The following is a 25878-nucleotide window of genomic DNA, read 5'->3' as shown; positions in this document are numbered from 1 at the left end:
CGCGCGGTCCGCCGTGCCTACGGGACGGGCCGGGCGGCACGGATGCCGCGTGGGGAGACCCCGAGTTCACGACGGCAGGTCTTGTTGAACGCCTGGAGGTCGGGAATGCCGACCGAGGCGGCCACGGCCGGGATGGAGAGCGTGGTGGCGCGCAGGAAGTGCCGTGCCCGCTCCATCCGCCGGGCCCGGATGTAGCCGACCACCGTCTCTCCCGTGGCACCCCGGAACAGCCGCGTCAGGTGGTTGTGGGAGACGCCGACCGCCTCCGCGATCTCCGGCACCGTCAGGGGCCCGCTCAGCCGCGCCTCGATCAGGGCCACCGCGGCTGCCACCGCGGGATGGACGGCCTGTGCGCTCCGCTCCCGCGGCGGGGTGAGCCCGGCGACCCGCCACAGGGCACCCCACACCTCGGCGACCGCCTGCGACGGCGTGTGCGGCCAGGCGGCCAACGCCTGCTGCAGTTGCACGGTGAGGAGACCCAGTTCCGGACCGGCCTGCTGGATCACCGGGATGCTTCTGGCCGCTCCCCCGCCTCCCAGCCGGAGGTGGACGTAGAGGTGCTCGGAACGGCCCCGGTAGCGGTAGCGGACTTCGGCCCCGGGCGGTACCAGGCTGACCCGGCCCGGGCGGATCGAGTGCTCGGTACCGTCGACCGTCAAGTCGGCGTCGTAGCTGTACAGATGGAGCTGCCACAGGTCCGGCAGCGAGAACACGTCCTCGTGGCCTGCCGGCCCGTGCACGCCGATGCCGACGGCGGCGACTTCCGGAGGCTCGTCGAGACGGGCGATGGTCGTGTGCACGGTCCCGTGTTCCACCACGGCGTCCACAGTCCGGTTCAGGGTCGTCACCTCGCTTCACCGCCGGGCGGCATGGTGAGAATCGACCACAACTGGGTGAACCAGGCCCACGCGGCAGGGCCGCGGGCCGCCCTAGCGTGGCCGCCATGGAGAACAGTCAGGAACTTCTCAGCTCCGTACAGATGGCGCGCTTCGTCGCGCGCGGATCGCTGCGGCTGGACGCGGTGGTCCCGGCGGAGCTGAACGCCGAGGGCCTGGAGGTGCTGGCCGACGACGTGCCCCCGGTGCCGTACGGGACACCGCTGTCCGCGGCCTACCCCGAAGGCTCGTTCGTCCGCAGGCTGCTCGAACTGCCGAGGGTCGCAGGGGCCCTGCGCAGCCTGGTCGGCCCCGAGCCGTGGGTGGACCACCACTTCGTGCACCTGCGCGCACCTCACGGCGGCGAGGCCCAGGCGCTGCACGGGGATGCCATCATCGACGTCCGGCCGGACGCCTTCGACGTGCAGCTGATGTACTACCCGCAGACGGTGACGCTGGAGATGGGCGGCACTCTGAGCGTGCCGGGCAGCCATCTGCGCCGGACCAACGAGTCGGACACCGGCCGCTACCAGAACCTGCGCGGCCAGGACCGGCTGGTCTGCCCGGCCGGGACGGTGGTGTTTCTGCACCACGGCCTCTGGCACGGGGGCCGGCGCAACGACAGCGACACACTGCGCTACATGTTCAAGATCCGCTTCAATCCGACGGTGCGTCAACAACGGCTGTGGGACACCTCGGATCTCCACGATCCGCAGGTGAACGCGGAGTTGGACGCGATGTTCCCGTGGTACGAGGGGGCGACCGGTCGCCTGGAGCGGTACAACCGCATCCTGCTGTGGCGGGCGCTGACCGGCGACGACAGCTACGACCTCGACCACTGGGTGACCAGGGTCTCCAACCGCCCCGAGGGGAAGACGCCATGACCACCGACTCGGCCCGGCAGCAGGTACTGGTGCTCTATCTGTCCGACTCCGCACTGGACTCCTCCGTCGTCGGCTGGGCGAGGTACGACGGCACCGGCCGCACCTCTCCCACCACCGGTGACAGCGACGAGCCGCCGTACGGGACAGGAGTGGCGGCGCTCCGGGACGGCTGGCGGCTGTTCCAGGCCGCTCAGCTGATCCCGCCGCACCCGGGTCACGAGTACGATGTCTCCTTCCTCAAGCACGAGTTCTTCTTCGAACGGATCGTCGACACCCCGGCAGCGGAGTGACGATGACGCCCCTTCGGGCCACGGTGACGGGTGCCGCCCCCGTGTCCCACGGCTACCGCACGGCCGAGGGTGCCAGGGCCGGACCGGCCCTGGCCGGCTCTCGTCGTGCACCGGACCAGTACCACTCCCTGAACGAGGACGAAATGACTGAGGCGAATCCTGTCGTGCTGTCGGCCGGTGACGCGGCCCTCGCGCTCGACGCCACCGGACCGGAACTGCCCCGGGTGCTGCACTGGGGCGTCGACCCCGGCTTCCGCGCCGACGACGCCGCGCAGGTGCTCGACGCCATCGGCCGCACCCGGCGCCACCAGGCCGGGAGCCTGGTGCCCTCGCAGGGGCAGGGCTGGGGCTGGTTCGGGCGCCCGATCCTGGCCGGTCACCGCGACGGCCGGGTCCGGCCCCTGCGCTTCCGGCTCGCCGAACCGGTCGCCGTCCGGGCCGCGGACGGCCGGGGCGGCACCGTCCAGGTGCGGGCGCTGGACCCCGGCGCGGGGCTCGCGCTGGACACCGAGCTGGAGATGACGGAGCAGGGCGTGGTGCGGCTGCGCCACACCCTGACCAACACCGCGACGGACACCTACACCCTCGACGTGCTGGCGTGCGTGCTCCCGCTCCCCGCCCACGCCACGGAACTGCTGGACTTCGCGGGCCGCTGGGCCCGTGAGCGCTCCCCGCAGCGCGCTCCGCTGCGGCAGGGCGTGTGGTCGAGGGAGAGCCGGCGCGGGCGCACCGGCTTCGACGCCGGACTGCTGCTCGCCGGCACCGCGGGCTTCGGCTTCCGGCAGGGCGAGGTCTGGGGCGTGCATCCCGCCTGGAGCGGAAACCACGTCCAGTACGCGGAGCGACTGGCCGACGGGACGACGGTCCTCGGCGGAGGCGAACTGCTGGACGCGGGTGAGATCCGACTGGCGGAGGGCGGGTCGTACCGGACCCCGTGGGTGTACTTCGCGACCTCCGGCACGGGTCTGGACGGGATCAGCCGCGGATTCCACGCCATGCTCCGAAGCCGGCCCCGGCACCCGACCACCGCCCGGCCGGTCACCATGAACATCTGGGAGGCGGTCTACTTCGACCACCACCCCGAGCGGGTGCGCGCCCTCGCGAACACCGCGGCGACGGTCGGTGTGGAGCGGTTCGTCGTGGACGACGGCTGGTTCCGCCACCGCCGCCACGACCGGGCCGGCCTCGGCGACTGGTACGTCGACGAGAAGGTGTGGCCCGACGGGCTGCGCCCGCTCGCCGACCACGTCCACGGCCTCGGCATGCAGTTCGGCCTCTGGTTCGAACCCGAGATGGTCAACCCCGACTCCGACCTCGCCCGCGCCCACCCCGACTGGCTCCTCGCCGACCCCGAACGCCTCCCGTACGAGCAGCGCACCCAGCACGTCCTGGACGTCGCCCACCCCGACGCCCACGCCTACCTGCTGGAGCGGATCAGCACCCTCGTCGGGGAGGCGGGCATCGACTACATCAAGTGGGACCACAACCGCGACCTCGCCGACGCCGTCCACGACGGCCGCCCCGGCGTGCACGCCCAGACGACGGCGGTCTACCGGCTCCTGGACGAACTGCGCGGCCGCCACCCCGGTCTGGAGATCGAGTCCTGCTCCTCCGGCGGGGCCCGCGCCGACCTCGGCATCCTCGAACGCACCGACCGGATCTGGGGATCGGACAACATCGACCCGATCGAACGCCAGGCCATCCAGCGCTGGACCAGCCTGCTCCTGCCCTACGAGCTGATCGGCTCCCACGTCGGCTCCTCCCCCGCCCACATCAGCCACCGCGACACCGCCCTCGCCTTCCGCTGCGCCACCGCCCTGTTCGGTCACGCCGGCATCGAGTCCGACATCTCCGGCTGGCCGCAGGAGGACCTGGCCGCGCTGGCCGCGTGGATCGGCGCCTACAAGCAGCTGCGGCCGCTTCTCCACGGCGGCGACGTCGTCCGCACCGACCACCCCGACCCGGCGGCCTGGGTCCACGGCGTCGTCTCGCGGGACCAAGCCCACGCCGTCTTCGCGTACGTCCAACTGGAGACCTCCGTCGCCGAGAACGGCGCACCCGTACGCCTCCCGGGCCTGGAGCCCGAGACCCGCTACGCCCTGCGGGTGCGCCCCGAGCTCTCCTCCTCCGAACACACCTGGCCCGCCTGGGCACGACGGGCCGACCCGCTCACCCTGACCGGCCGGTACCTGGCCCGGGTCGGCCTGGCCGCCCCGGGCCTGGCCAACCGTCCCGGCCAGGCGCTTGTGATCGAGGCCCAGGCCCAGCCGCCGACCTCCGGGAGGCGATGAAGAGGTCGACGAAGGCGCACCGCGCGGCGGGGGAGGGACGGCACGACCGTTCCTTCCTTCCTCAGGCTTCAGAGGATGTCAACCGGGCCGCGACGTCGGCGCCTTCCCGTACGAAGACCGGGATGCGCTCCAAGGGAGCCGCGGCGTCGAGCGTCGTTCCGCCCTCCAGCACACCGCCGGTGGCCGGGTCGCGCCAACGGGTGCCGGACGGCAGGTACACCCGGCGGGCCCGGACGCCCGCCTCGTACACCGGTGCCACCAGCAGGTCGGGGCCGAGCAGGAACTGGTCGTCCACCTCCCAGGCGCGCTCGTCCTCGGGGAAGTCGAAGAACAGCGGACGCATGGGCGGGGCGCCGGTGCGGTGGGCATCCTCGGACCGGGCGTGCAGGTACGGGCGCAGGCGCTCGCGCAGCAGGAGGTGCTCGCGGAGGATGCCGTACGCCTCCTCCCCGTACGACCAGACCTCGTTCGGCCCGCCGGTCATGTCCGTGGCGAAGGCCGGGTAGTTGGGTACGCGGTCCCCGTGCAGCCGCATGACCGGGCTGAACGTGCCGTACTGGAACCACCGGATCAGCAGCTCACGGTACGCCGGGTCGTCCGGGTCACCGCCGAAGAAGCCGCCGATGTCGGTGTTCCACCAGGGGATGCCGCTCATCGCGACGTTCAGCCCCGCCCTGATCTGGCGCCCGAGGGAGTCGAAGGTCGTGGGGATGTCACCGGACCACAGCAGGGCCCCGTAGCGCTGGCTGCCCGCCCACACCGAGCGGACCAGCGACAGCGGCCGGTCCTCGCCCACCGCGCGCAGGCCTTCGGCCACCGCACGGACGTGCTCCAGCGGGTAGAGGTTCGCGGCCTCGGCGGCCGGCCCGGCCGCGTAGACGGCGCGCTCGGCGATGCCCGGGGGCACGTCGGGCTCGCAGGCGTCCAACCAGAAGCACGCCACCCCCAGCGAGCGGTAGTTGTCGTTCAGCCGCCGCCACAGTTCGGCGCGGGCTCCGGGGTGGGTGGCGTCGTAGTACGCCATCGGGCGGATCAGCGCCTGCCCGCCGTGCCGGGACGGCCACGGGAAGGTCAGCAGGCCGCCGCCCGCGTCCCGTACCAGGTGCCCGGCCGAGCGGAGCCCGTCGTACGCGTCGCTTCCGGGCTCGACAGTGGGCCACACCGAGACGGCCAGCTTCGCTCCCAGGCCCGACAACTCCTCGACCATGGTGGCGGGGTCGGGCCACTCGCTCTCCTCGAAACGCCAGTCGCCCATCCTCGGCCAGTGGAAGAAGTCGCAGACGATGACGGACAGCGGAAGTCCGCGTGCCTTGTACTCCCGGGCCACGGAGAGGAGTTCGTCCTGGGTGCGGTAGCGCAGTTTCGACTGCCAGAAGCCCGACGCCCATTCGGGCAGCAGGGGCGGACGGCCGGTGGCCCGGGTGTAGGCGTCCAGGATCCGGGCCGGGGTGTCACCGGCGGTGATCCAGTAGTCGATGCGCCCGCCGCCGTCGGCGGTCCACCGGGTGGTGTCGGCACCCAGTTCGACCCGGCCGGTGGCGGGGTTGTTCCAGAGCAGTCCGTAGCCGCGCGAGGAGTGCAGGAAGGGGACGGCCGCCACGGTGTTGGCCTGGACGAGGTCGATCACACAGCCCTTCTGGTCCAGGCGTCCGTGCAGGTGCTGCCCCAGGCCGTGCAGCCGTTCGCCGTCGTAGGCCTCGAAGGACTGTTGCGTCCGGCCGCCCGCCGCGTGGACGCGGGATCCGGCGTGGTGGGTGTGCGGGCTCCGCTCGGCGAGGAGTTCGCGGCCCGATCCGGCGTGGTGGAACCTCAGTCGGCCGTCCGCCGAGGCCTCGACGGCGATGCGGCCGTTGACCAGGCGGGCACGGCCGTCGTCCGAGACGGAGACTTCGGCCTGCGGGCATGACGAGGGGGCCTCCAGCGCGCCGGGGGCGGCGGGATCGATGGTCCCGGACGCGGCGCGCACCCGGAGGGCGTCCGGTCCCCAGGGCTCGATGCGAAGGACCTCGGCGGCGGTGTGCCGTTCCAGGCCTCCCGCGCGGATGCTGTAGGACATGGGTGGTTCCTCTGTTCACGTGGCGGCTGGATGTGGGTGGACGACGCCCGGTTGCCGGTGCCCGTGGTCGTCGTCGCTATCCCAGCGCCCGGAGCCCGGCGACGGCGTCGGCGAGCATCCGGTGGCAGAAGGCGAGGTGGTCCCCGCCGTAACCGCGCGGGGCGCACTCCACGACGAGCAGCAGGGCCAGGTAGAGCCGGTAGAGCGCCAGCCGGTGGTTCAGGGCGGGGGTGAAGTCGAGGTCGCCGCCGGCTTCGGTGTAGCCGGCGGCGAAGTCGCCGTCCGGGCCGGCGTCGCCGCCGAAGGCCAGCGAGACCAGTTCGGCGGCCGGGTCGCCCCAGAACGCGCGCTCGTGGTCGATCACGCCGGTGATCCGGGCCCGCCCCGCCCCGTCGCCCGGGTGGACGAAGATGTTGCCCGGCCACAGGTCGAAGTGGACGAGACGGGGTTCGGTGACCGCCGCCAGGGCATGGCCGCCCTCCGACACCATCGTGCGGAGCTCCGACGGCCGTACGTCCAGCGGTGAGCGCCACCGCTCGGCATCGTCGAGGAGGGCCTCGACCATGGCGGTGAAGGCCGTGTGCCAGTCGGCGGCGGACAGGCCGGACGCGTCGGCCGGGTAGCCGAAGCGCCCGTCCGCCGGGGCCACGGTGTGCAGGCGGGCGGTGATCCCGCCCAGCTCGCGGCGCAGCGCCGGCTCGGTACCGGGCGACAGGTGCCTGCCCACCTGGTCCCAGGGCTTTCCCTCCAACACCGACAGGATGATGAACTCCTGTCCGGCGTGCAGCAGTTCGGGCGCCGGGACGGCGCCGTCCGGAAGCGCGGCGAGCCGCCGGTAGACCATTGCCTCCGTCCCGAGGATGCCCCGCTCGTGGCGCAGAACCGGTGCGTCGGACGACGGGGCGAGCTTGACGACGGCGGGTCGGCCGTCGTCCAGCCGGACGCGGTAGGCGGTGTTGAACCAGCCGTCGGTCAGCTCGTGTTCCAGTCGGCACCCGGTGCCGGCCGAGTCGCGCAGCAGGGCGTCGAGTTCACCGGGCGTCAGGCGGCGCTTGGTGCGGCTCTCCATGGGTGCTTCCGGCTGTGGGGTGGGTGTGGGGTGGCCGGTTGTCAGGCCGGGTAGGGCAGTTCGGCTTCCCGGGTGCCGGCCGGGTGGACGTGCAGGACGCCGTCCGGGCCGCCGATCCGCAGCTGCCAGGGGTGCGGGCTGTCGGTGGTCACCCGGAGGCGGTCGCCGCTGCGGCGCAGTTGGAAGCGGGCGCTGTCGCCGGGGCCGTCGGAGTGCGGGATCACGACGGTGGTCTCGGTGCCGTCGGTGAAGGCGTGGACGCGTAGTTCGACGTTTTCGGCCCAGGGGGAGAGCGGGTGCTGGTCGTCGGCGCCGAGCGGGATGACGGAGTCGGGGCGGGCGAGCAGTGGCAGGGTGTGGAAGTCGTGCTGTTCGCGCACCCAGCGCGGGCCGGTGACCTGGTCGCCGGTCAGGATGTTGGTCCAGGTGCCCTCGGGTACGTAGTAGTCGACGGTGCCGTCCTCGGTGAAGACCGGGGCGACGAGCAGGTCGTCGCCGAGCAGGTACTGCCGGTCGAGGGTGGCCGCGGCCGGGTCGTCGGGGAACTCCAGCACCATCGCGCGCATCACCGGGGTCCCGGTGGCGTGGGCCTGCTGGGCCGCGCGCTGGAGGTAGGGCGCCAGGCGGTGCTTGAGGAGGGTGAACTCACGCGTGACCTCCACCGCCTCGTCGCCGAAGTCCCACGGCACCCGGTAGGACTTGCTGCCGTGCAGCCGGCTGTGCGAGGAGAGCAGGCCGAACTGCGTCCAGCGCTTGAACACCGCCGGTGTCGGGGTGCCCTCGAAGCCGCCGATGTCGTGGCTCCAGAACCCGAAGCCGGACAGGCCCAGGGACAGGCCCCCGCGCAGCGACTCCGCCATCGCGTTGAAGTGCGACTCGCAGTCGCCGCCCCAGTGCACCGGGAACTGCTGCCCGCCCGCGGTCGCGGAGCGGGCGAACAGCATCGCCTCCCCCTCGCCGCGCACCTCGCGCAGCAGCCCGAACACCGCCCGGTTGTACAGCTGGGTGTAGTAGTTGTGCATCCGCTCCGGATCGGAGCCGTCGTGCCACACCACATCGGTGGGGATGCGCTCGCCGAAGTCCGTCTTGAAGCAGTCCACCCCCACATCCAGCAGGGCGCGCAGCCTGCCGAGGTACCAGGCGGTGGCGGCGGGGTTGGTGAAGTCCACCAGCGCCATCCCCGGCTGCCACAGGTCCCACTGCCACACACTGCCGTCCGCCCGCCGCACGAGGTAGCCCTCGCGCATGCCCTCGGCGAACAGCTCCGACTTCTGCGCGATGTACGGATTGATCCACAGGCACACCCGCAGGCCCTGCTCCTTGAGCCGCGCCAGCATCCCCGCCGGATCCGGGAACGTCTCCTCGTCCCAGCGGAAGTCGCTCCACTGGTACCCGCGCATCCAGAAGCAGTCGAAGTGGAAGACACTGAGCGGGATGCCGCGCTCGGCCATCCCCCCGACGAAGCGGTTGACGGTGGCCTCGTCGTAGTCCGTGGTGAAGGAGGTGGTGAGCCACAGGCCGAGCGCCCACGCCGGCGGCAGCGCGGGGCGGCCGGTGAGCGCCGTGTAGCGCTCCAGGACCTGCTTGGGGGTCGGGCCGTGGACGACGAAGTACTCCAGCGACTGGTCCTCGACGCTGAACTGCACCCGGCCCACCGACTCCGAGCCGACCTCGTAACCGACCTTGCCCGGATGGTTCACGAAGACGCCGTAACCCCGGTTCGTCAGATGGAACGGGACGTTCTTGTACGCCTGCTCACTGCTCGTACCACCGTCCGCCTGCCACATGTCCACCACCTGGCCGTTGCGCACGAACGGCGTGAACCGCTCCCCCAGGCCGTACACCAGCTCCCCCACCCCCAGGGACAACTGGCCGAGCATGTGGTGCCGGCCCTCGGCGTCGGTGACGAAACCCGTCCCCCGCTCCCCCACCGAGGTCAGCACCCGGCCGCCCGCGACGAACTCCAACCGCCACGGCTCAGCAACGTCGACCCGCAACGTCAACTCACCGGCGGACAGCTCCACGACGTCGCCGTCCCGGCGCACCTTCCCACTGCCCTCCTCGGCACCGGGCAGCGCGAACTCCGGTCCGCGCCGCACCGAGCCGGCGTGATGCGTCGCACGCACTCCGATCACGCCCTCGGCCGGCGACCAGCACTCGACGGTCAACAGCGGGCTGTTGAGCGTGTCACCACGACCACGCACGTGTCTGACGGGCGCGTAGAGGGTCATCCGGCCCTCGCCGGTGCGGACGTCGGCGACCTCGGTGGCATACCGCGCCGTGACGCCAGGGCGCATCAACCAGTAGCCGTCGGTGAACTTCATCGGACAGGTTCCTCCGTCCGCGCACGATGCGCGGTGATCAGACCCCGGAACCAGTCATAGCTGTCCTTCGGGGTACGGGTCAGAGTGTCGTAGTCGACGCGGACCAGGCCGAACCGCTGCTCGTAGCCGCGCGCCCACTCGAAGTTGTCCAGCAGGGACCAGACGTAGTAGCCGCGCACGTCGACGTCGGCCGCGACGGCGTCGGCGACGGCGGCGAGGTGGCCCGCCAGGTAGGCGATCCGTTCGGTGTCGTGGACGCGGCCGTCGGGGGTGAGGCTGTCGGCCTCGGCGGAGCCGTTCTCGGTGATCCAGAGCGGCGGGAGCTGCGGGTAGCGGGCGTCCAGGTCGACGAGCAGTTCGGTGAACGCGGACGGGACGACGGGCCAGCCCATGGTGGTGAACCGGGTGCCGTACGGGTTCGACTCGGCGACGCCGATGTCCGTGGCGGTGCGCAGTCCGGGGTCGGCCGCGCGGTGCGGGGCGGCCTCGACGGTGACCGGCCGGTAGAAGTTGATGCCGACGAAGTCCAGTGGCGCGCCGATCAGTTGCAGGTCTCCCGGCTGCCGCCAGGGGCCGTCGGCCAGGCCTTCCCAGGTCTCGGCCTCGTACCCGGGGTAGCGCCCGGCGAACAGCGGCTCGGTCCAGGCCTCGTTGTGCAGGACTTCTGCCCGGCGCAGGGCGGCGAGGTCCTCGGGACGGTCGGAGGCGGCGTGCAGGCGGTCGAGGTTGAGCGTGATGCCGACCTCGCGGGCACCGGCGGCCCGCAGTTCCCGGACGGCCAGTCCGTGGCCGACCAGCAGGTGGTGGGCGGCCGCCAGGGCCCCGCGGCCCTCCCGGGCGCCGGGCGCGTGCCGGCCCTCGGCGTAGCCGACGAAGGCCGAGCAGAACGGCTCGTTCAGGGTGATCCAGCGCTCGATCCGGTCTCCGAAGCGGTCGCCGGCGACGTTCGCGTACTCGGCGAAGGCCTCGGCCGTCTCGCGGACCCGCCAGCCACCGCGGTCCTCCAGGGCCTGCGGCAGGTCCCAGTGGTAGAGCGTGGCGGCGGGTGCGATGCCGGCGGCCAGCAGTTCGTCGATCAGCCGGTCGTAGAAGTCCAGGCCCTTCGCGTTGACCGGCCCGCTGCCCTTCGGCAGCAGGCGCGGCCAGGAGATCGAGAAGCGGTAGCCGTCGACGCCGAGCCCGCGGAGCAGGGCGACGTCCTCGGGGTAGCGGTGGTAGTGGTCGCAGGCGGTGTCGCCGGTGGCGCCGCCGAGGGTACGGCCCGGGGTGTGGCTGAAGGTGTCCCAGATGGACGGGCCCCGGCCGTCCTCGTCGTGGGCGCCCTCGATCTGGTAGGCGGCGGTGGCCGCGCCGAAGCGGAAGCCCGGGGGCAGTTCCGGGAAGTCCAGGGTACTCACGTCGCCTCACGGGGTCTCTGGGAGTTCGGGCACGGGTCGCGGCGGTGCGGTCACCACGTCGAAGTCCGCCGGGCCCGTCGGCTCGGGACGGCAGGCGGCGAGTTCCCGGAGCTCGCGTGGAATACCCCTCGGGCGGGCCGGGTCCGGTGGTCACAAGTCGAAGCGCCTCGACGCTGACACGACCCGTACGGACCTGTCAACTGCCCTGCGAAACACCGGATTCTTCTTTTGTTCGGCCTCTTGCTCAACTGGTGACACGTCGTTAGTCTCGCCGAAACATTCAAGCGCTTCGACACTTCGGCGGAGAGGAGCCGCGCCACTGTGCGATCCGGTCGGACCGCAGGATCCGCAACCCGGGCGACCTGGCCGCAGGGACTGCGCGACGACGTCAACGCCCTCAGCCGTCACCGCCGTTGCGGCGCCCTGCTGCCCGACCGGGTACCGGATGGCGGTCGTGGTCCTCACCCTGGTACCACTGGTGATCGTGTACCCGTTCGTGCAGAAGCACCCGCGTACCGGTGTCCCCACCGGCGCGATCAAGGGCTGAGCCGTCCGTGCCGGGCCAGACCGGCCCCACGGACCGGAGCGGTCCCGTCCCCGGGCCCTCTCCGTCGCACGACCGGGACCGCTCCCACCGGAACCGACACGAAGGAAGCACAACCATGGTGACACTCGCCGATGTGGCCAGGCACGCCGGCGTCTCGTCCAGCACGGTCAGCTACGCCCTCAGCGGCAAACGCCCCATCTCCGACGAGACCAGGCTCCGCATCGAACAAGCCGTCACCACCCTCGGCTACCACCCCAACGCCGGAGCCCGCGCCCTCGCCGGAAAACGCTCCCACATCATCGCCCTGGTGGTGCCGCTCCACCCCGAGGTGCACGTGCCCACGATGATGGAGATCGCCATCGCGGTCACCGTCGCGGCCCGCGAACACGGCTACGACGTCCTGCTGCTCACCAACGACGAAGGCCCCGAAGGCGTCCGCCGGGTCGCCGCCACCGGACTCGCCGACGGCGTCATCCTCATGGACGTCCGCCTCGACGACGACCGCATCCCCGTCCTCCGCACCCAGAACATCCCGGCCGCACTCATCGGCCTGCCCGACGACCCCGCCGGACTCTCCTGCGTCGACCACGACTTCACCACCGCCGGCGCTCTGTGCGCCGACCACCTCGCCGACCTCGGCCACCGCGACACCGCCTTCATCGGCTACAGCACCGCCGTCTACCAACGGCACGCCGGATACGCCGAGCGCACCCTGAACGGCTTCCGCACCCGCGCCCGGCAGCGGGAACTGCGCTTCCTCCACCGGCCCTGCGAGGGCACCTACGAGAGCACCGCCGGCACCCTCGCCCGCATCCTCGCCGACCGCCCGGACACCACCGGGTTCGTCGTGCAGAACGAGGCCGCGATCGGCCCCCTGCTCAGCCTGCTGCGCGCCGCCGGACGGACCGTACCGGAGGACACCTCCGTCATCGCCCTCTGCCCCGACCCGATGGCCGAACAGCACTCCCCCCGCCTCACCTCCGTGACCAGCCCGAAGAAGGACCTCGGACAGGTCGCCGTCGACCAGGTCATGGCGAGGATCACCGCCACCGCCGCAGGCGACGAGCCCGAGGACCGACTCCACCTGATGGCACCCGAACTGATCATCCGCGAAAGCACCGCCCCGGCCCCACACCGCTGACTCGACGACCGGCACCGCCTCCTGACCGAACCCGTCCCGGCTGCCGCCAGGGCCTGTCCGGGGCCTCCTCACGCCCAGAGGTGCACCCGTGTTCCCGCTGCCCCCGCGCGTCCTGTTCGGCGCCGCCTACTACCACGAGTACCAGCCGTACCCGCGGCTCAAGGAAGACCTCGACCTGATGGCGGCGGCGAAGTTCACCGTCATCCGGGTCGGCGAGTCCGTCTGGTCGACCTGGGAGCCCGAGAACGGCCGGTTCGAGCTGGACTGGCTCACCCCCGTCCTCGACGGCGCCCACGAGCGCGGCATCGCCGTCGTCCTCGGCACCCCCACCTACGCCGTGCCGCCGTGGCTGGCCCGCCAGTACCCCGAGACCGCCGGCGACCGGGCGACCGGCCGACCCACGGGCTGGGGCGGCCGCCAGGAGGCCGACTTCTCCCACCCGGCCTTCCGCCACCACGCCGAACGCGTCACCCGGGCGATCCTCGGCCGCCACGCCGCACACCCGGCCGTCATCGGCTTCCAGGTCGACAACGAGCCCGGCCTGCGCCTGCCCCTCAACGAGGGCGTCTTCCAGCGCTTCGTCGACCACCTGCGCCACACCTACGGCGACGTGGAGACCCTCAACCGCGAGTGGGGCCTGGTCTACTGGTCGCACCGGCTCTCCACCTGGGCCGACCTGTGGCGGCCGGACGACAACCAGCAGCCGCAGTACGACGTCGCCTGGCGGGCGTTCCAGGCCCGCCAGACCACCGAGTTCATCGCCTGGCAGGCCGCGATCACCCGCGAGTACGCCCGCCCCGACCAGTTCGTCACCACCTGCCTCGCCTACAACCACCCCGCGATGGAGGACGACGAGATCACCGACGCCCTGGACATCACCGCAGGGAACCCGTACTACGACATGCAGGACGCCCTCACCCTGCCCGACCCCACCCCCGACGACCACGAGCAGTGGTGGAAGAGCACCGGCGTGTGGGCCCTGTACCAGAGCGCCGACCGGATCTTCTCCTCCCGCCAGGAGCCCTTCCTCGTCACCGAGACCAACGCCCAGGCCATCAGCGGCACTTCGGAGAACCACCCGGCCTTCGACGGCCAGTGGCGCCAGGCCGCCTGGGCACTCGTCTCGCGCGGCGCCCGGATGATCGAGTACTGGCACTGGCACACCCTGCACTTCGGCGCCGAGACGTACTGGGGCGGGATCCTGCCGCACAGCGGCAAGCCCGGCCGGGTCTACGCCGAACTCGCCGGGCTCGGTGCCGAGTTCGAGACCGCCGGGCCGTTGGTCGCCGGGATCGAGCCGGACGCCGACATCGCGTTGGTCTACTCGATGCCCAGCAAGTGGCTGATGCAGAAGTACCCGCCGCTGGCGAAACCGGACGGCGCCCCGGACCCGACCTCCTACCACCGCATCTTCGACCCCTTCTACCGCGGCGCCTTCGAGGCCGGCCGCCAGGTGCGCATCCTGCACGCCCGCCGGCTGCACGACGCCCGGGGCGAGCGCGGGGGCCCGTCACCCGACGAGGCCGCCCGGCGTCACCCCGTGCTGGTCGTCCCCGGCCTCTACCTCGCCGAGGACTCCCTGCTCGACTGGTTCGCCGCCTACGCCGAGGCCGGCGGCCACCTCGTACTCGGCCCCCGCACCGGCTACGCCGACCACGAGGCCCGCGCCCGCCACGAGACCGCCCCGCCACGGCTGACGGCCGCCGCGGGCGTCCGGTACGACGAGTTCAGCAACCTGACCGCGGACCTCCCGCTGCGCACCGCCCCCGGCAGCCCGCTGGACCTGACGACGGGCGCCACCGCGACCCGCTGGGTCGAGGGCCTCACGGCCACCGACGCCACCGTGCTGGCCGGCTACGAGCACCCCCACTTCGGCCGCTGGCCCGCCGTCACCACCCGCGCCCACGGCGCGGGCCGGGTGACCACCGTCGGCACCGTGCCCGGACGCGACCTGGCCCGGGCGCTGGCCGCCTGGCTGGCCCCCGCCCCCGCCGGCGGCTGGCGCGACCTGCCCGCCTCCGTCACCGCGACCACCGGGACGGCCCCCGACGGACGCCGCGTCCACGTGGTGCACAACTGGAGCTGGCAGCCCGCCCGGGCCCAGGCTCCGGTGGACCTGACCGATGTGCTGGGCGGCGCCTCGGTGCCCGCCCGCGGGTCGGTCTCCCTCGGCGCCTGGGACGTGCGGGTCTTCGTCACGGCCTGAAGTCACGGCCTGAAGAGTCGCAGACCGGACGCGAAGGGGGCGGTGGGCCCCGCCGGGCCCACCGCCCCCCGCTCTCCGCTCGGTCGCTGCTCCGCTACTCCGCCGAGAAGCAGTACACCGTCATCGAGCGGAACTCCTCCCCCGGGCGCAGGACGGTGGAGGGGTACTCGGGGTGGTGGGGCGAGTCCGGGAAGTGCTGGGTCTCCAGCGCGACGCCCGCGTACGCGTGGTACGGGCGGCCGGAGGGGCCGCTCAGCGTGCCGTCGAAGTGGTTGCCGGTGTAGACCTGCAGCCCCGGTTCCGTCGTCAGGCACTCGACCCGCCGACCGCTGGCGGGGTGGCTCAGGGCGGCGACCCGCCGGAACCCGTTCCCGTCCAGCACCCAGTTGTGGTCGAAGCCGGCTCCGGCCCGGCGGATCTGCTGGTCCCCGTCGACGACCCGGTCCCCGATCCGGCGGTCCTCGCTCAGGTCGAAGGGCGTGCCCAGGACGCGCGCGACGGGCCCGATCGGGATCAGCTCGGCGTCCACCGGGAGGTAGCCGCGGGCCTCGACGCGCAGCAGGTGGTCGAGCACCGTGCCGTTGCCCTCACCGGCCAGGTTGAAGTAGGTGTGGTTGGTGAGGTTGACCACCGTCGGCGCGTCCGTGGTCGCCCGGTAGCCGATCCACAGCCGACCGGCCGGGTCCAGCAGGTACGTCACCTCGACGGTGAGCGCTCCGGGGAACCCCTGGTCGCCGTCGGGGCTGTGCAGGCGCAGCCGCACTCCGGCCCGTCGGCCCTCCCGGACCGGCACGCCGTCCCAGAGCCGGGTGGCGAAGCCGTCCCGTCCGCCGTGCAGGGTGTGGCCGGTCGACTGGGTGGTGAGCCGGTGCGTCGTGCCGTCGAGCGGCAGGACGCCGTCGGCGATCCGGTTGGCGTAGCGGCCGACCGTCGCGCCGAAGTACGCACCCTCCCCGAGCAGGTCACCGACCCGCTCGCAGCCGAGGACGACGTTCGCCCGCCGCCCGTCCCGGTCCGGTACGTGCAGGGCCTGGAGGCGGGCGCCCAGGCTGAGCACCTCCGCCCGCACGCCGGAGGGCGAGCCGATGGTCCAGCGGGTGACGGACCGCCCGTCCGGCAGGGTCGCGGCGACTCCCTGGGAGACCGTCAGCTCTCCCGGGGACACGAGTGCGTCTTTCGACACGGGGTTGCTCCGTTCCTTGCGGGGCCCGTGGGGAAACGGGCGACGCCCGCCGGCGGGGCGGCGGGCGTCGAGGGGCCTGGCCACGGGGCTCAGAACCCCTGGGCCAGACGGTGGTAGGCCTGGTTCCAGCGCAGTTCCTTGGTGAACCGGCGGATGGTGGTGTCGTCGTCGATCACCAGCAGCTCCACGGCGAGCATCTCGGCGAGGTCCTCCAGCTCCTCGGCGCCGACCGCGCTGGAGAGCACGGTGTGGTGCGGGGCACCGGCCGTCAGCCAGGCCTCGGTGGAGGTGCGCAGGTCCGGGCGCGGCTTCCAGACCGCGCGGGCGACCGGCAGGTGGGGCAGCGGCTCCGGCGGCGCGACGACGTCCACCTCGTTGGCGACCAGCCGGAACCGGTCGCCGAGGTCCGCGAGGCCGACCACGACCGCCGGGCCGGGCTCGGCGTCGAAGACCAGGCGGACCGGGTCCTCGCGCCCGCCGATGGACAGCGGGTGGATCTCGCAGGACGGGGTGCCGGCGGCGATGCTCGGGCAGACCTCCAGCATGTGCGCGCCGAGGATCAGCTCACGGCCGGACTCCAGGTGGTAGGTGTAGTCCTCCATGAAGGAGGTGCCGCCGGCGAGCCCGGCGGAGGTCACCTTGAGGGTGCGCAGCAGGGTGGAGGTCTTCCAGTCGCCCTCTCCGCCGAAGCCGTAGCCGTCGGCCATCAGCCGCTGCACCGCGAGGCCGGGGAGCTGGCGGAGCCCGCCGAGGTCCTCGAAGTTGGTGGTGAAGGCCTTGAAGCCGCCCTGCTCCAGGAAGCCGCGCAGACCGAGCTCGATCCGGGCCGCGTAGCGCAGCGACTCGTGCTGCTCCCCACCGGCCCGCAGCGCCTGGGCGAGGCGGTAGCTGTCCTCGTACTCCTTGACCAGGGCGGTGACGTCGTTCTCGTCCGCGGCGTCGACGGCGGCGACGAGGTCGTTGACGCCGTAGGTGTTGACGGAGACGCCGAAGCGGAGCTGGGCCTCGACCTTGTCGCCCTCGGTGACGGCGACGTCGCGCATGTTGTCGCCGAAGCGGGCGAGCTTGAGGCTGCGCAGCTCGGCGCGGCCGGCGGCGGCGCGGGCCCAGGAGCCGACCCGGGCGGAGACGGCGGGGTCGGTGACGTGCCCGGCGACGGTCTTGCGCGGCACGCCGAGGCGGGACTGGATGAAGCCGAACTCGCGGTCGCCGTGGGCGGCCTGGTTCAGGTTCATGAAGTCCATGTCGATGGACTGCCAGGGCAGGTCGACGTTGGCCTGGGTGTGCAGGTGGAGCAGCGGCTTCTGCAGGGCGTCGAGCCCCGCGATCCACATCTTCGCCGGGGAGAAGGTGTGCATCCAGGCGATCAGGCCGATGCAGTCGTCCGCGGAGTTGGCCTCCAGGCAGATCCGGCGGATGGCGCCCGCGTCCGTCAGGACGGGCTTCCAGACCACCTCGACCGGCACTGCCGACTCACGGTTCAGGGCTTCGGCGATCTGCCGGGACTGCTCCGCGACCTGGCGCAGCGTGTCCTCGCCGTAGAGCCCTTGGCTGCCGGTCAGGAACCAGACCTGGCGGCCTTCGAGTGGCTTGGTCATGGGGTGGGCTCCTTACCGGGCCTGGGGCTGGCCGTAGACGTTCTGGTAGCGGTGGTTGAGGCTGTCGATGTCCGCCTGGGCGATCGGCAGGGGTTCGCCGAGCTGGCGGGAGAGGTGGACGGTGCGGGCCACGTCCTCGCACATCACGGCGGCCTTCACGGCGGCCTTGGCGTCCTTGCCGATGGTGAAGACGCCGTGGTTCTGCATCAGCACGGCGGGCGAGCGGTGGCCCTTGAGGGTGTCCACGATGCCGCGGCCGATCGAGTCGTCGCCGATCAGGGCGAACGGGCCGACCGGGATCTCCGCGCCGAACTCGTCGGCCATCGCGGTGAGGACGCAGGGCACGGCCTCGCCGCGCGCCGCCCAGGCAGAGGCGAAGGTGGAGTGGGTGTGCACCACTCCGCCGACCTCGGGCAGGTGGCGGTAGACGTAGGCGTGCGCGGCGGTGTCGGAGGACGGTGCGTGCTCGCCCTCGACGACCTTGCCGTCCAGGTCGCAGAGGATCATGTTCCCCGGCGACAGGTCGTCGTAGGAGACGCCGCTGGGCTTGATGACCAGCAGGTCCTCGCCGGGGACGCGGGCGGACACGTTTCCGGCGGTCCAGACCACCAGGTTGTAGCGGACCAGTTCGCCGTGGAGGTCGCTGACCTGGCGGCGGATGAGGTCGATGGTCGCGTTCACAGGGCCTCGCTCGGTGTGGTGAGGGCGGCGTTGCGGATGTCGCGCAGGCGGTGCAGCAGCTTGTCGGCGCCCAGGCCGAAGTGGTCGTGCAGGGCCCGGTATTCGGCGAAGAGGCGGTCGTAGGCGTCGGCGTCGGCCGGGTCGGGCCGGTAGGCGTCCTTCTGCACCCGGCCCATCGCGGCGGACGCGGTCCGGACGTCCGGGTAGGCCCCGGCGGCGACGGCGGCGTGGATCGCCGAGCCGAGCGCCGGGCCCTGCTCCGAGTCGGCGACCGAGACCGGGCGGCGCAGCACGTCGGCGTAGATCTGCATCAGCAGGGCGTTCTTCTTGAGGCCGCCGGTGACGATGAACTCGGTGACCGGGACGCCGCCCTGCTCCAGGGCCTCGACGATGACGCGGGTGCCGAAGGCGGTGGCCTCCAGCAGCGCCCGGTAGACCTCCTCGGGGCGGGTGGCCAGGGTGAGCCCGACGATCACTCCGGAGAGGTGGTGGTCGACCAGGGTGGAGCGGTTGCCGTTCATCCAGTCGAGCGCCACCAGGCCGTGTCCGCCGACGGGTTGGGCGGCGGCCTTGCGGGTGAGCAGCCGGTGCAGGTCCTCGCCGGTCGCCTCCGCCTCGGCCAGGTAGTCGGCGGGCACGCCCTGACGCAGCCACCAGGCGAAGATGTCGCCGACGGCGCTCTGGCCGGCCTCGTAGCCGTAGGAGCCGGTGACGATGCCGTCCTGGACCACGCCGCAGATGCCGGGGACATCGGCGAGGGTCGCGCCGTTGACGACGTGGCAGGTGGAGGTGCCCATGATGGCGAGGAGTTGGCCGTCGTCGACGGCCCGGGCGGCCGGGGCCGCCACGTGGGCGTCGACGTTGCCGGCGGCGACTGCGGTGCCGACCGGGAGTCCGGTCCACTCCGCCGCCCGGGCGGTCAGCGAGCCCACCCGGGTGCCCAGCGGGGACAACGGGTGTTCCAGGCGGGTGCGGGCGAAGTCGGCGAAGTCCGGGTGGAGCGCGGCGAGGTAGTCCTCGGTCGGGTAACTCCCGTCCTGGTGGATGCCCTTGTAACCGGCGGTGCAGGTGTTGCGGCTCTCGGCGCCGGTCAGCTGCCAGACGATCCAGTCGGCGGCCTCGATCCAGCGCTCGCAGGCGCCGTAGACGGCCGGGTCCTCCTCCAGCACCTGCAGCGCCTTGGCGTACTGCCACTCGGCGGAGATCCGGCCACCGTAGCGGGAGATCCACTTCTCGCCGCGGGCGTGGGCCAGCTCGTTGATGCGGTCGGCCTGGGGCTGCGCGGCGTGGTGCTTCCAGAGCTTGGGCCAGGCGTGCGGGCGGGCGGCCCACTGGGGCGTCTCGGCCAGCGGGGTGCCGTCGGCGAGCGCCGGAAGGACGGTGCAGGCGGTGAAGTCGGTCGCGATGCCGACGACCCGGGCGGGGTCGACGCCGGCGTCGGCGAGCGCGGCCGGGACGGCGATGCGCAGCACCTCGCGCCAGTCCGCCGGGTGCTGCAGCGCCCAGTCGGGAGGAAGCGGGCGGCCGGTGCCGGGCAGTTCGTGCTCGATGACGGCGTGCGGGTAGTCGTGGACGGCGGTGCCCATCTCCTCGCCGTCCCGGACCCGGACCACCACCGCGCGGCCGGACAGGGTGCCGAAGTCGACGCCGACGACGTACTGGTCGGAGTCGTGGGCGGCAGGGGTCACTGTCACGTGGTCATCCTTCGTACGGGAAGCCTGGGTTGTGAACTGTCGCCGGTGCGGTCCTCGACCGGGGCAGGGCGGGCCGCACCGACGACAGTCTTCATTCCGCTGCCCCACCCTCGGGAGGCAGCGGAACGCGAAGCCGTCGGCCGGGCTCACGGAAGCGGGATGCAGCGGCCCGGCCGACGGAGTGGAAGGAGCTGTTGTTAACGCTCACGGAGATTGTTAGCGCTAACAAACTGCATGTCAAGGGAGTGGACAGGGTGGAGCCGAAGAGCCGGACAGGCACTGGCCGGCCGGTACCCGCCTGGTGCACGCGGCTACCGGCTACCGGCTACCGGCTACCGGCTACCGGGCTCAACGACGGGCGGACGGCCCCACGCTGCGCCGCAGCACCAGTTCCGGGGAGACCTGCACCTGGGCCGGCGGGGACACGGCACCCTCCAGCTCTCCGACGAGCAGCTCCAAGGCCCGCCTGCCGAGCTCGCCGAAGTCCTGCCGCACCGTGGTCAGCGGCGGGGTGAAGTAGGCGGCCTCCGGAATGTCGTCGAAGCCGATCACACTGATCTCCTGCGGGACGTGCCGACCGGCCTCGTGGAAGGCCCGCAGCAGGCCGAGAGCCATGTGGTCGTTGGCGCAGAAGACCGCGGTGACGTCGGGCAGCCGGGCGATCCGAAGCCCCGCCTGGTAGCCCGAGCGGGCGCTCCAGTCGCCCCGCTCCACCTCCGGCACGGGGGCCCCGGCCGCCTGCAGCGTGAGGCGCCAACCCTCCTCCCGGTCCTGGCTCTCCAGCCAGTTGGCCGGCCCCGCCAGGTGGTGCACGGTGCGGTGGCCCAGGTCCAGCAGGTATCCGGTCGCCTCTCCCGCACCGTAGCGATTGCCCACCGAGACCATGGGCACCCGGGTCTGGTCGCCCGAACCGACCGCGACCAGCGGCACCGAGCTGGAGAGCCGGGACACCGCACTGACCGCGGAGGTCTGCGGCGCTATCACCACGACGCCCTCCACCCCCTGGTCACGCAGCCGGTCGACGGCCTCCTGGACCGAACGGCCGTCCAGCGAGCGCAGACTGGTCACGCTCACGAAGTACCCGGCGCTGCGCGCGGCCCGCTCGATGCCGTCCAGCATCGAGGCGGGGCCGTAGAGGGTCGAGTCGAAGCTGACCACCCCGAGGGTCTGCGACCGACGGGTGACCAGGGCCCGGGCGGCGGAGTTGGGCCGGTAGTCCAGCTCCCGTATCGCGGCCAGCACCCGGTCCCGGGTGTCGGGCCGTACGTGCGGGGCCCCGTTGAGCACCCGGGACACCGTCTGGTGGGAGACACCCGCCAGTTTCGCCACGTCCGCCATCACGGGCTGGCGCTGATCCGCCCCGGTGCTGTCGGTTCCCACTCGTCGTCCCCTCCTAGGCTGTGGACCACAGTACGCGACCAGGTCCAGGCCAATCCGTCACCCTCGGTTCAACCGTGGTTTCTCTTCATACCAGTCCCTCAGGGCGCTGACATGTGCCAATACCGCCAAGTTAACGCTCACGCCTCATCCGCGGGGGTGGTTGCCCGCTTCATCCTCCCGCTTCCGCTCGGACGACCGCGTCCGGCGAGCGGTCCGGCACGCAGCGCACTCGGATCACCGGCGCGGTTCGAGGAGGAACGGGTCGGTGAGGGCCGCCACGGCGCCTTCGGCGTCCCGGGCCTCGGCGCGGGCGAAGAGCGCTTCCGCCGCCCCGACCCGCCCCTCGACGGTGTCCGCGCCGGTGCGGGGCGGTACGGCCTCGCGCACCCGGCCCGGCGTCAGCTCCCGCCGTTCGAGGCGGCGGAGTGCACGTGGCAGTCGCCCTGGCACCGGCCCGTTCCCTCGTTCATGGCCGTCCCGGCAGCCCAGGAGCGTGTCTTTCGGATCACGCCGGGCGGAGGTGATCCGCAGGACACGCCCCTGGCCCCGGCTCCGCGTGCTCGCGGAGCCGGGGCCAGGGGCAAGGGCCGGGGCCGGGGCCGACCCGGGTGAGCGCTACCCGAGGGCCCACTTCTGGTTGTCGCCGCCCCAGCAGCTCCACAGCTGGACGGGTGTGGCGTCGGCGGTGAGCGCCCCCGCTACGTCCAGGCAGCGGCCGGACTGGACGCCGGTGACGCTGCCGTCGGAGCCGACCTGCCACTGCTGGTTGGCCCCGCCGTTGCACGGCCAGGTCACCACCTTGGTGCCGTCGGCCGTCCCGCCGCCGTACGCGTCCAGGCACAGCGTGCTGCCGGAGATGTCCACGGTGAGCTGTCCACCGGCGGTGCGGGTCCAGGTCTGGTTCGCCGCGCCGGAGCAGCGGTAGATCTGCGCCTGTACCCCGGGCGTGGTGGAGGCGCCGGGGACGTCCAGGCACTTGCCCGAACCGGTGCCCCGCAGCGCCCCCGTGCCGACTGCCGGGGAGTCGGCGTACCCGGCGGCGACGACGTTGGCCTGGACGGCGTTCTCGGTGGCCTCCGACGGGTAGCCGGAGGTCATCACGCCTTCGTAGAAGGTGCCGCGGGCGCTCTTGCTGTTGTCACCGCCGATGCCGAGGATGATCGCTCCCTCCTTGTGCATCGGGTTGTAGCCCGAGGCGTTAGGGCGCGGCCCGGAATAGAAGGTCGACAGCCCGCCGGACCGGGCGTCGCCGGCCCGGATCGCCCACTGGTCGGGCGCGCCCTTGACCATGGCCGTCAGGTAGCGGTGGTTCACCGTCGGGTCGTTGGCGTTGTAGTGCGGGTCGGCCCCGGAGAACAGGCCGTTCTCCAGGTCGGCCATCACCCAGGGGCCGGGGCCGGCGCCGTAGCCCCAGACCTTGATGTTGCCGAAGTAGATCGCCTCCATGTGGCCGTTGCCGGTGTCGTTGCTGCTGGTCTCGGCGTTGCCGTAGTCGAAGCAGCAGCCGCCGTTGTAGTGGCTGCCGTCGAGGATCGCGTACATCCCCTCGGGCTGGTCTCCGGTGGCGACGCCCGAGGTGTGGTTGTTGCGGTAGCCGGTGCCCGGCGCGACGTACACGCCGTACACCCGGTGGCCGTTCAGCGTGGTGGGCGCCAGGGTCGCGTTCGCGAGGTTGTCCGGGCCGGGCGCGGCCCCGCCGCCGGGTGCCTGGGTGAGGTGGTTGCCCCGCCCGCTCTGGTCGTAGATCACGGTGATCACGCAGGTGGTGCCCGCACAGAAGGCGTCCTGTGCGGCGGCGTCGGCGTAGCCGCCGGCGCTCAGCGGTTTGATGTCCCGGAGCGCCTGGTCCGAGGCGCGCCGGACTTGGTACAGCGCCCCGCTGTAACTGCCGTAGAGCGCACGGGTGGTGCTGTGCGCGGCCACGCAGGGCGTGCCGCCTGCGGCGTAGAGGTCGCACGGCCCCTGGGTGGCGGCCTGGGCCGTACCGCTCGTCGCGGTGGCGCCGGCGAGGGCGCCGACGAGGACGGCCAGCGCCGCCCCGGCCCGGGCGAGGCTGCGCAGCGCGCCGCGCCTCCGGGTCGTCCCGTTGTTGTCACTCATGGTGTCTCCCTGCTCATCGTCGAGCGCGGCCAAGGGGAAAGTGAGCGCTAACAATCCGCCCCGCGACAGCAGCTTGCGACCGGGGCGGGAGATGGAGGTTCCTGGCCGGTGACAGTGCCCGCCCCGACCGTGTCCCGTCAAGACCTTCGACACATCACGCCGGACGTCGAACCCGCGGAGGAGCCGACCCGGAACGGAAACCTCGACCCTCCGTCACCTCTCCACCGCTGCACGGAGTTTGGCGATGATCAAGGCGAGCGCTCACGCTCCGACACCGGTGCGACCGCACCCGGATGGCGGTTCATCACGGCCTTCGTCCGCCTCCGCGGGTACGGCGGGGCCCTGGGCCTGTCCGGCCACACCACAGCTGCGGGACCAGCGGGAACCGAGCTCACGACGGCGGGGCACGACGCGCCGCCGCCGTCCGGCGAACGCTCGCGCCGGACCCCGACCGGCGAGCCCCCACGCGGCGAACACCCGCGCACGACGCGCCGCCCACCCGCTCCCCCACCCCACACCGGTCCGGTCCACGCCGCCGACACAGGGGGCGATCGACTTGCCTCGCGCCGTCATCGCGCCGTCCGCGGTTCCGGCAACCCCCCACGAGCGGGGGGACCTGATGCCCCGACGCCACGCGGCAGCCGCCGAGTACAGCCGGGCCGAACCCGACGGCTCCGGCGGCTCGTCCGTCGCGGGCAGCCCGGCCCAGGATGCCACCCCACGATGACCACTCGATGTTCACCCCACGTTCACCCGCGACCTCCCCAGGCGCCCCCCGACCAAGGGCGAGCGCCCCTGCGGAGCGGTCGATGGAGGATCGCGATCCAACGGTGATCTAACCCCCCTTGACGCCATGGTTGTTAGCGTTAACACTTCATGTCACGCCAGGCCAGAGCTACCACCACCCGACGCACCACAGCGTGAAGGACCGCTCCGGTCGGCGCCGCTCGACCGCTCCCAGTCGCCCAGTCAGGGGTGCGCTGCCCCGGTCGCGGACCATCACCATGGAGGAAACACGTGCGGAAGCTTTCAGCGGGTCTCGTCGCGGCCGGCCTGACGCTCTCGTTGGCGGCCTGCGGCCAGAGCTCCAACGGAGTCGGCGACGGGGCCGCCAAGGGTGACGCCAAGGGCGGACTCATCGGCATCGCGATGCCGACCAAGTCGTCGGCACGCTGGATCGACGACGGCAACAACATGGTCAAGGACTTCCAGGCCAAGGGCTACAAGACCGACCTGCAGTACGGCGACAACGTGGTGGAGAACCAGGTCTCCCAGGTCGAGAACATGATCACCAAGGGCGCCAAGCTGCTGGTGATCGCCGCCATCGACGGCTCCTCCCTCACCAACGTGCTGCAGAAGGCCGCCGACGCGCACATTCCGGTGATCTCCTACGACCGGCTGATCCGGGGCACCCAGAACGTCGACTACTACGCGACCTTCGACAACTACAAGGTCGGTGTCCTCCAGGGCGGGTACATCGCCGACAAGCTCGGTCTCAAGGACGGCAAGGGCCCGTTCAACATCGAGCTCTTCGCCGGCTCGCCGGACGACAACAACGCGACCTTCTTCTTCAACGGCGCGATGAGCGTCCTCAAGCCGTACATCGACCAGAAGAAGCTGGTCGTGCAGAGCGGCCAGACCGACTTCAACCAGGTCGCCACGCTGCGCTGGGACGGCGGCCTCGCCCAGTCCCGGATGGACAACCTGCTCAGCAAGGCCTACACCAGCGCCCACGTCGACGCCGTGCTCTCGCCGTACGACGGAATCTCGATCGGCATCCTCTCCTCGCTCAAGGGCGTCGGCTACGGCACCGCCAAGTCCCTGCCCGTCGTCACGGGCCAGGACGCCGAGCTGGCCTCGGTGAAGTCGATCATCGCGGGCGAGCAGACCCAGACCGTCTACAAGGACACCCGCCAGCTCGCCAAGGCCGCCGTGCAGATGGGCGACGCGCTGCTGACCGGCGGGAAGCCCGAGGTCAACGACACCACCCAGTACAACAACGGCACGAAGGTCGTTCCGGCCCAGCTGCTCCAGCCGGTCAGCGTCGACAAGGACAACTACCAGAAGGTCCTGGTCGACAGCGGCCAGTACACCGCGGACCAGCTCAAGTAGCCGGTGGGGCCCGCTCGACGGGCCCCACGCCGAACCGGCGGTGCGGCGGC

18 protein-coding genes are annotated in these 25878 nt (G+C 72.2%); 6 read left to right on the top strand and 12 right to left on the bottom strand.

The features are described 5' to 3' along the window. Positions 1 to 17: 17 nt before the first annotated feature. Positions 18 to 800 carry a helix-turn-helix transcriptional regulator gene (locus tag ABTY61_RS02560; RefSeq protein WP_502895196.1) on the bottom strand — a complete coding sequence of 261 codons (783 nt, stop codon included), beginning with the start codon at positions 798 to 800 and terminating at the stop codon, positions 18 to 20. A gap of 143 nt (positions 801 to 943) precedes the next feature. Here ABTY61_RS02560 and ABTY61_RS02555 point away from each other — a divergent pair, with 143 nt between their 5' ends. The 3 genes from ABTY61_RS02555 to ABTY61_RS02545 all read left to right on the top strand — a co-directional run bounded on the left by ABTY61_RS02555 (position 944) and on the right by ABTY61_RS02545 (position 4340). Next, positions 944 to 1759 carry a phytanoyl-CoA dioxygenase family protein gene (locus tag ABTY61_RS02555; RefSeq protein WP_350503040.1) on the top strand — a complete coding sequence of 272 codons (816 nt, stop codon included), beginning with the start codon at positions 944 to 946 and terminating at the stop codon, positions 1757 to 1759. Beyond that, positions 1756 to 2049 carry a hypothetical protein gene (locus ABTY61_RS02550; RefSeq protein WP_350503039.1) on the top strand — a complete coding sequence of 98 codons (294 nt, stop codon included), beginning with the start codon at positions 1756 to 1758 and terminating at the stop codon, positions 2047 to 2049. The genes ABTY61_RS02555 and ABTY61_RS02550 overlap by 4 nt, the downstream gene beginning before the upstream one ends. Positions 2050 to 2192: 143 nt before the next feature. Beyond that, positions 2193 to 4340 carry an alpha-galactosidase gene (locus ABTY61_RS02545; RefSeq protein WP_350503038.1) on the top strand — a complete coding sequence of 716 codons (2148 nt, stop codon included), beginning with the start codon at positions 2193 to 2195 and terminating at the stop codon, positions 4338 to 4340. A gap of 61 nt (positions 4341 to 4401) precedes the next feature. Here ABTY61_RS02545 and ABTY61_RS02540 read toward each other — a convergent pair whose 3' ends face one another. From ABTY61_RS02540 to ABTY61_RS02525, 4 genes are all read right to left on the bottom strand, one after another. Beyond that, positions 4402 to 6396 carry a glycoside hydrolase family 31 protein gene (locus ABTY61_RS02540; protein WP_350503037.1) on the bottom strand — a complete coding sequence of 665 codons (1995 nt, stop codon included), beginning with the start codon at positions 6394 to 6396 and terminating at the stop codon, positions 4402 to 4404. Positions 6397 to 6472: 76 nt separating this feature from the next. Further along, a complete protein-coding gene (locus ABTY61_RS02535; protein ID WP_350503036.1) occupies positions 6473 to 7465 on the bottom strand; it encodes a phosphotransferase family protein in 993 nt (330 codons plus the stop codon). A 41-nt stretch (positions 7466 to 7506) separates the two neighbouring features. Beyond that, positions 7507 to 9789: an alpha-xylosidase gene (gene yicI / locus ABTY61_RS02530; RefSeq protein WP_350503035.1), complete on the bottom strand. Its 2283-nt coding sequence runs from the start codon at positions 9787 to 9789 to the stop codon at positions 7507 to 7509. After that, on the bottom strand, positions 9786 to 11186 hold the full coding sequence (locus ABTY61_RS02525; protein ID WP_350503034.1) for a GH1 family beta-glucosidase: 1401 nt from the start codon (positions 11184 to 11186) through the stop codon (positions 9786 to 9788). The genes yicI and ABTY61_RS02525 overlap by 4 nt, the downstream gene beginning before the upstream one ends. 662 nt (positions 11187 to 11848) lie before the next feature. Between ABTY61_RS02525 and ABTY61_RS02520 the strand changes: the two genes are divergently transcribed. Both ABTY61_RS02520 and ABTY61_RS02515 read left to right on the top strand, forming a co-directional pair. Further along, positions 11849 to 12874, top strand: coding sequence for a LacI family DNA-binding transcriptional regulator (locus tag ABTY61_RS02520; protein ID WP_350503033.1), 1026 nt, complete (start codon positions 11849 to 11851; stop codon positions 12872 to 12874). 88 nt (positions 12875 to 12962) lie between these two features. Beyond that, complete coding sequence (locus tag ABTY61_RS02515) at positions 12963 to 15080, top strand: beta-galactosidase (RefSeq protein ID WP_350503032.1); 2118 nt, start codon at positions 12963 to 12965, stop codon at positions 15078 to 15080. A gap of 94 nt (positions 15081 to 15174) precedes the next feature. Here the strand turns inward: ABTY61_RS02515 and ABTY61_RS02510 are convergent, their stop codons facing one another. The 7 genes from ABTY61_RS02510 to ABTY61_RS02480 all read right to left on the bottom strand — a co-directional run bounded on the left by ABTY61_RS02510 (position 15175) and on the right by ABTY61_RS02480 (position 23716). Then, positions 15175 to 16263 carry an aldose epimerase family protein gene (locus tag ABTY61_RS02510; protein ID WP_350503031.1) on the bottom strand — a complete coding sequence of 363 codons (1089 nt, stop codon included), beginning with the start codon at positions 16261 to 16263 and terminating at the stop codon, positions 15175 to 15177. A gap of 89 nt (positions 16264 to 16352) precedes the next feature. Beyond that, positions 16353 to 17861 (bottom strand): L-arabinose isomerase, encoded by a 1509-nt coding sequence (araA, locus tag ABTY61_RS02505; protein WP_350503030.1) that lies wholly within the window; start codon positions 17859 to 17861, stop codon positions 16353 to 16355. Between the two features lie 12 nt (positions 17862 to 17873). Then, positions 17874 to 18542 (bottom strand): L-ribulose-5-phosphate 4-epimerase, encoded by a 669-nt coding sequence (locus tag ABTY61_RS02500; RefSeq protein ID WP_350503029.1) that lies wholly within the window; start codon positions 18540 to 18542, stop codon positions 17874 to 17876. Then, positions 18539 to 20236, bottom strand: a complete 1698-nt coding sequence (locus ABTY61_RS02495) for a ribulokinase (RefSeq protein WP_350503028.1) — start codon at positions 20234 to 20236, stop codon at positions 18539 to 18541. The genes ABTY61_RS02500 and ABTY61_RS02495 overlap by 4 nt, the downstream gene beginning before the upstream one ends. Before the next feature lie 348 nt (positions 20237 to 20584). Further along, positions 20585 to 21574, bottom strand: a complete 990-nt coding sequence (locus tag ABTY61_RS02490; RefSeq protein ID WP_502895195.1) for a LacI family DNA-binding transcriptional regulator — start codon at positions 21572 to 21574, stop codon at positions 20585 to 20587. Between the two features lie 276 nt (positions 21575 to 21850). Then, positions 21851 to 22066 carry a hypothetical protein gene (locus ABTY61_RS02485; protein WP_350503026.1) on the bottom strand — a complete coding sequence of 72 codons (216 nt, stop codon included), beginning with the start codon at positions 22064 to 22066 and terminating at the stop codon, positions 21851 to 21853. Between the two features lie 165 nt (positions 22067 to 22231). Continuing rightward, on the bottom strand, positions 22232 to 23716 hold the full coding sequence (locus tag ABTY61_RS02480) for an arabinofuranosidase catalytic domain-containing protein (RefSeq protein ID WP_350503025.1): 1485 nt from the start codon (positions 23714 to 23716) through the stop codon (positions 22232 to 22234). A 1017-nt stretch (positions 23717 to 24733) separates the two neighbouring features. On the opposite strand from ABTY61_RS02480, the gene chvE reads away from it, so the two are divergent. After that, positions 24734 to 25828, top strand: a complete 1095-nt coding sequence (chvE, locus tag ABTY61_RS02475; protein ID WP_350503024.1) for a multiple monosaccharide ABC transporter substrate-binding protein — start codon at positions 24734 to 24736, stop codon at positions 25826 to 25828. Positions 25829 to 25878: the final 50 nt, after the last annotated feature.

Source organism: Kitasatospora sp. NPDC096128 (assembly GCF_040303105.1).
Classification (GTDB): Bacteria; Actinomycetota; Actinomycetes; order Streptomycetales; family Streptomycetaceae; genus Kitasatospora.
This window is presented reverse-complemented; position numbering and strand designations above follow the sequence as displayed.

Coding starts and splice junctions, on each gene's coding strand:
- ABTY61_RS02490 (WP_502895195.1), bottom strand. CDS start 21,574: ATGGCGGACGTGGCGAAACTGGCGGGTGTCTCCCACCAGACGGTGTCC.
- ABTY61_RS02545 (WP_350503038.1), top strand. CDS start 2,193: ATGACTGAGGCGAATCCTGTCGTGCTGTCGGCCGGTGACGCGGCCCTC.
- ABTY61_RS02555 (WP_350503040.1), top strand. CDS start 944: ATGGAGAACAGTCAGGAACTTCTCAGCTCCGTACAGATGGCGCGCTTC.
- ABTY61_RS02480 (WP_350503025.1), bottom strand. CDS start 23,716: ATGAGTGACAACAACGGGACGACCCGGAGGCGCGGCGCGCTGCGCAGC.
- ABTY61_RS02550 (WP_350503039.1), top strand. CDS start 1,756: ATGACCACCGACTCGGCCCGGCAGCAGGTACTGGTGCTCTATCTGTCC.
- ABTY61_RS02540 (WP_350503037.1), bottom strand. CDS start 6,396: ATGTCCTACAGCATCCGCGCGGGAGGCCTGGAACGGCACACCGCCGCC.
- yicI (WP_350503035.1), bottom strand. CDS start 9,789: ATGAAGTTCACCGACGGCTACTGGTTGATGCGCCCTGGCGTCACGGCG.
- ABTY61_RS02535 (WP_350503036.1), bottom strand. CDS start 7,465: ATGGAGAGCCGCACCAAGCGCCGCCTGACGCCCGGTGAACTCGACGCC.
- araA (WP_350503030.1), bottom strand. CDS start 17,861: ATGACCAAGCCACTCGAAGGCCGCCAGGTCTGGTTCCTGACCGGCAGC.
- ABTY61_RS02520 (WP_350503033.1), top strand. CDS start 11,849: ATGGTGACACTCGCCGATGTGGCCAGGCACGCCGGCGTCTCGTCCAGC.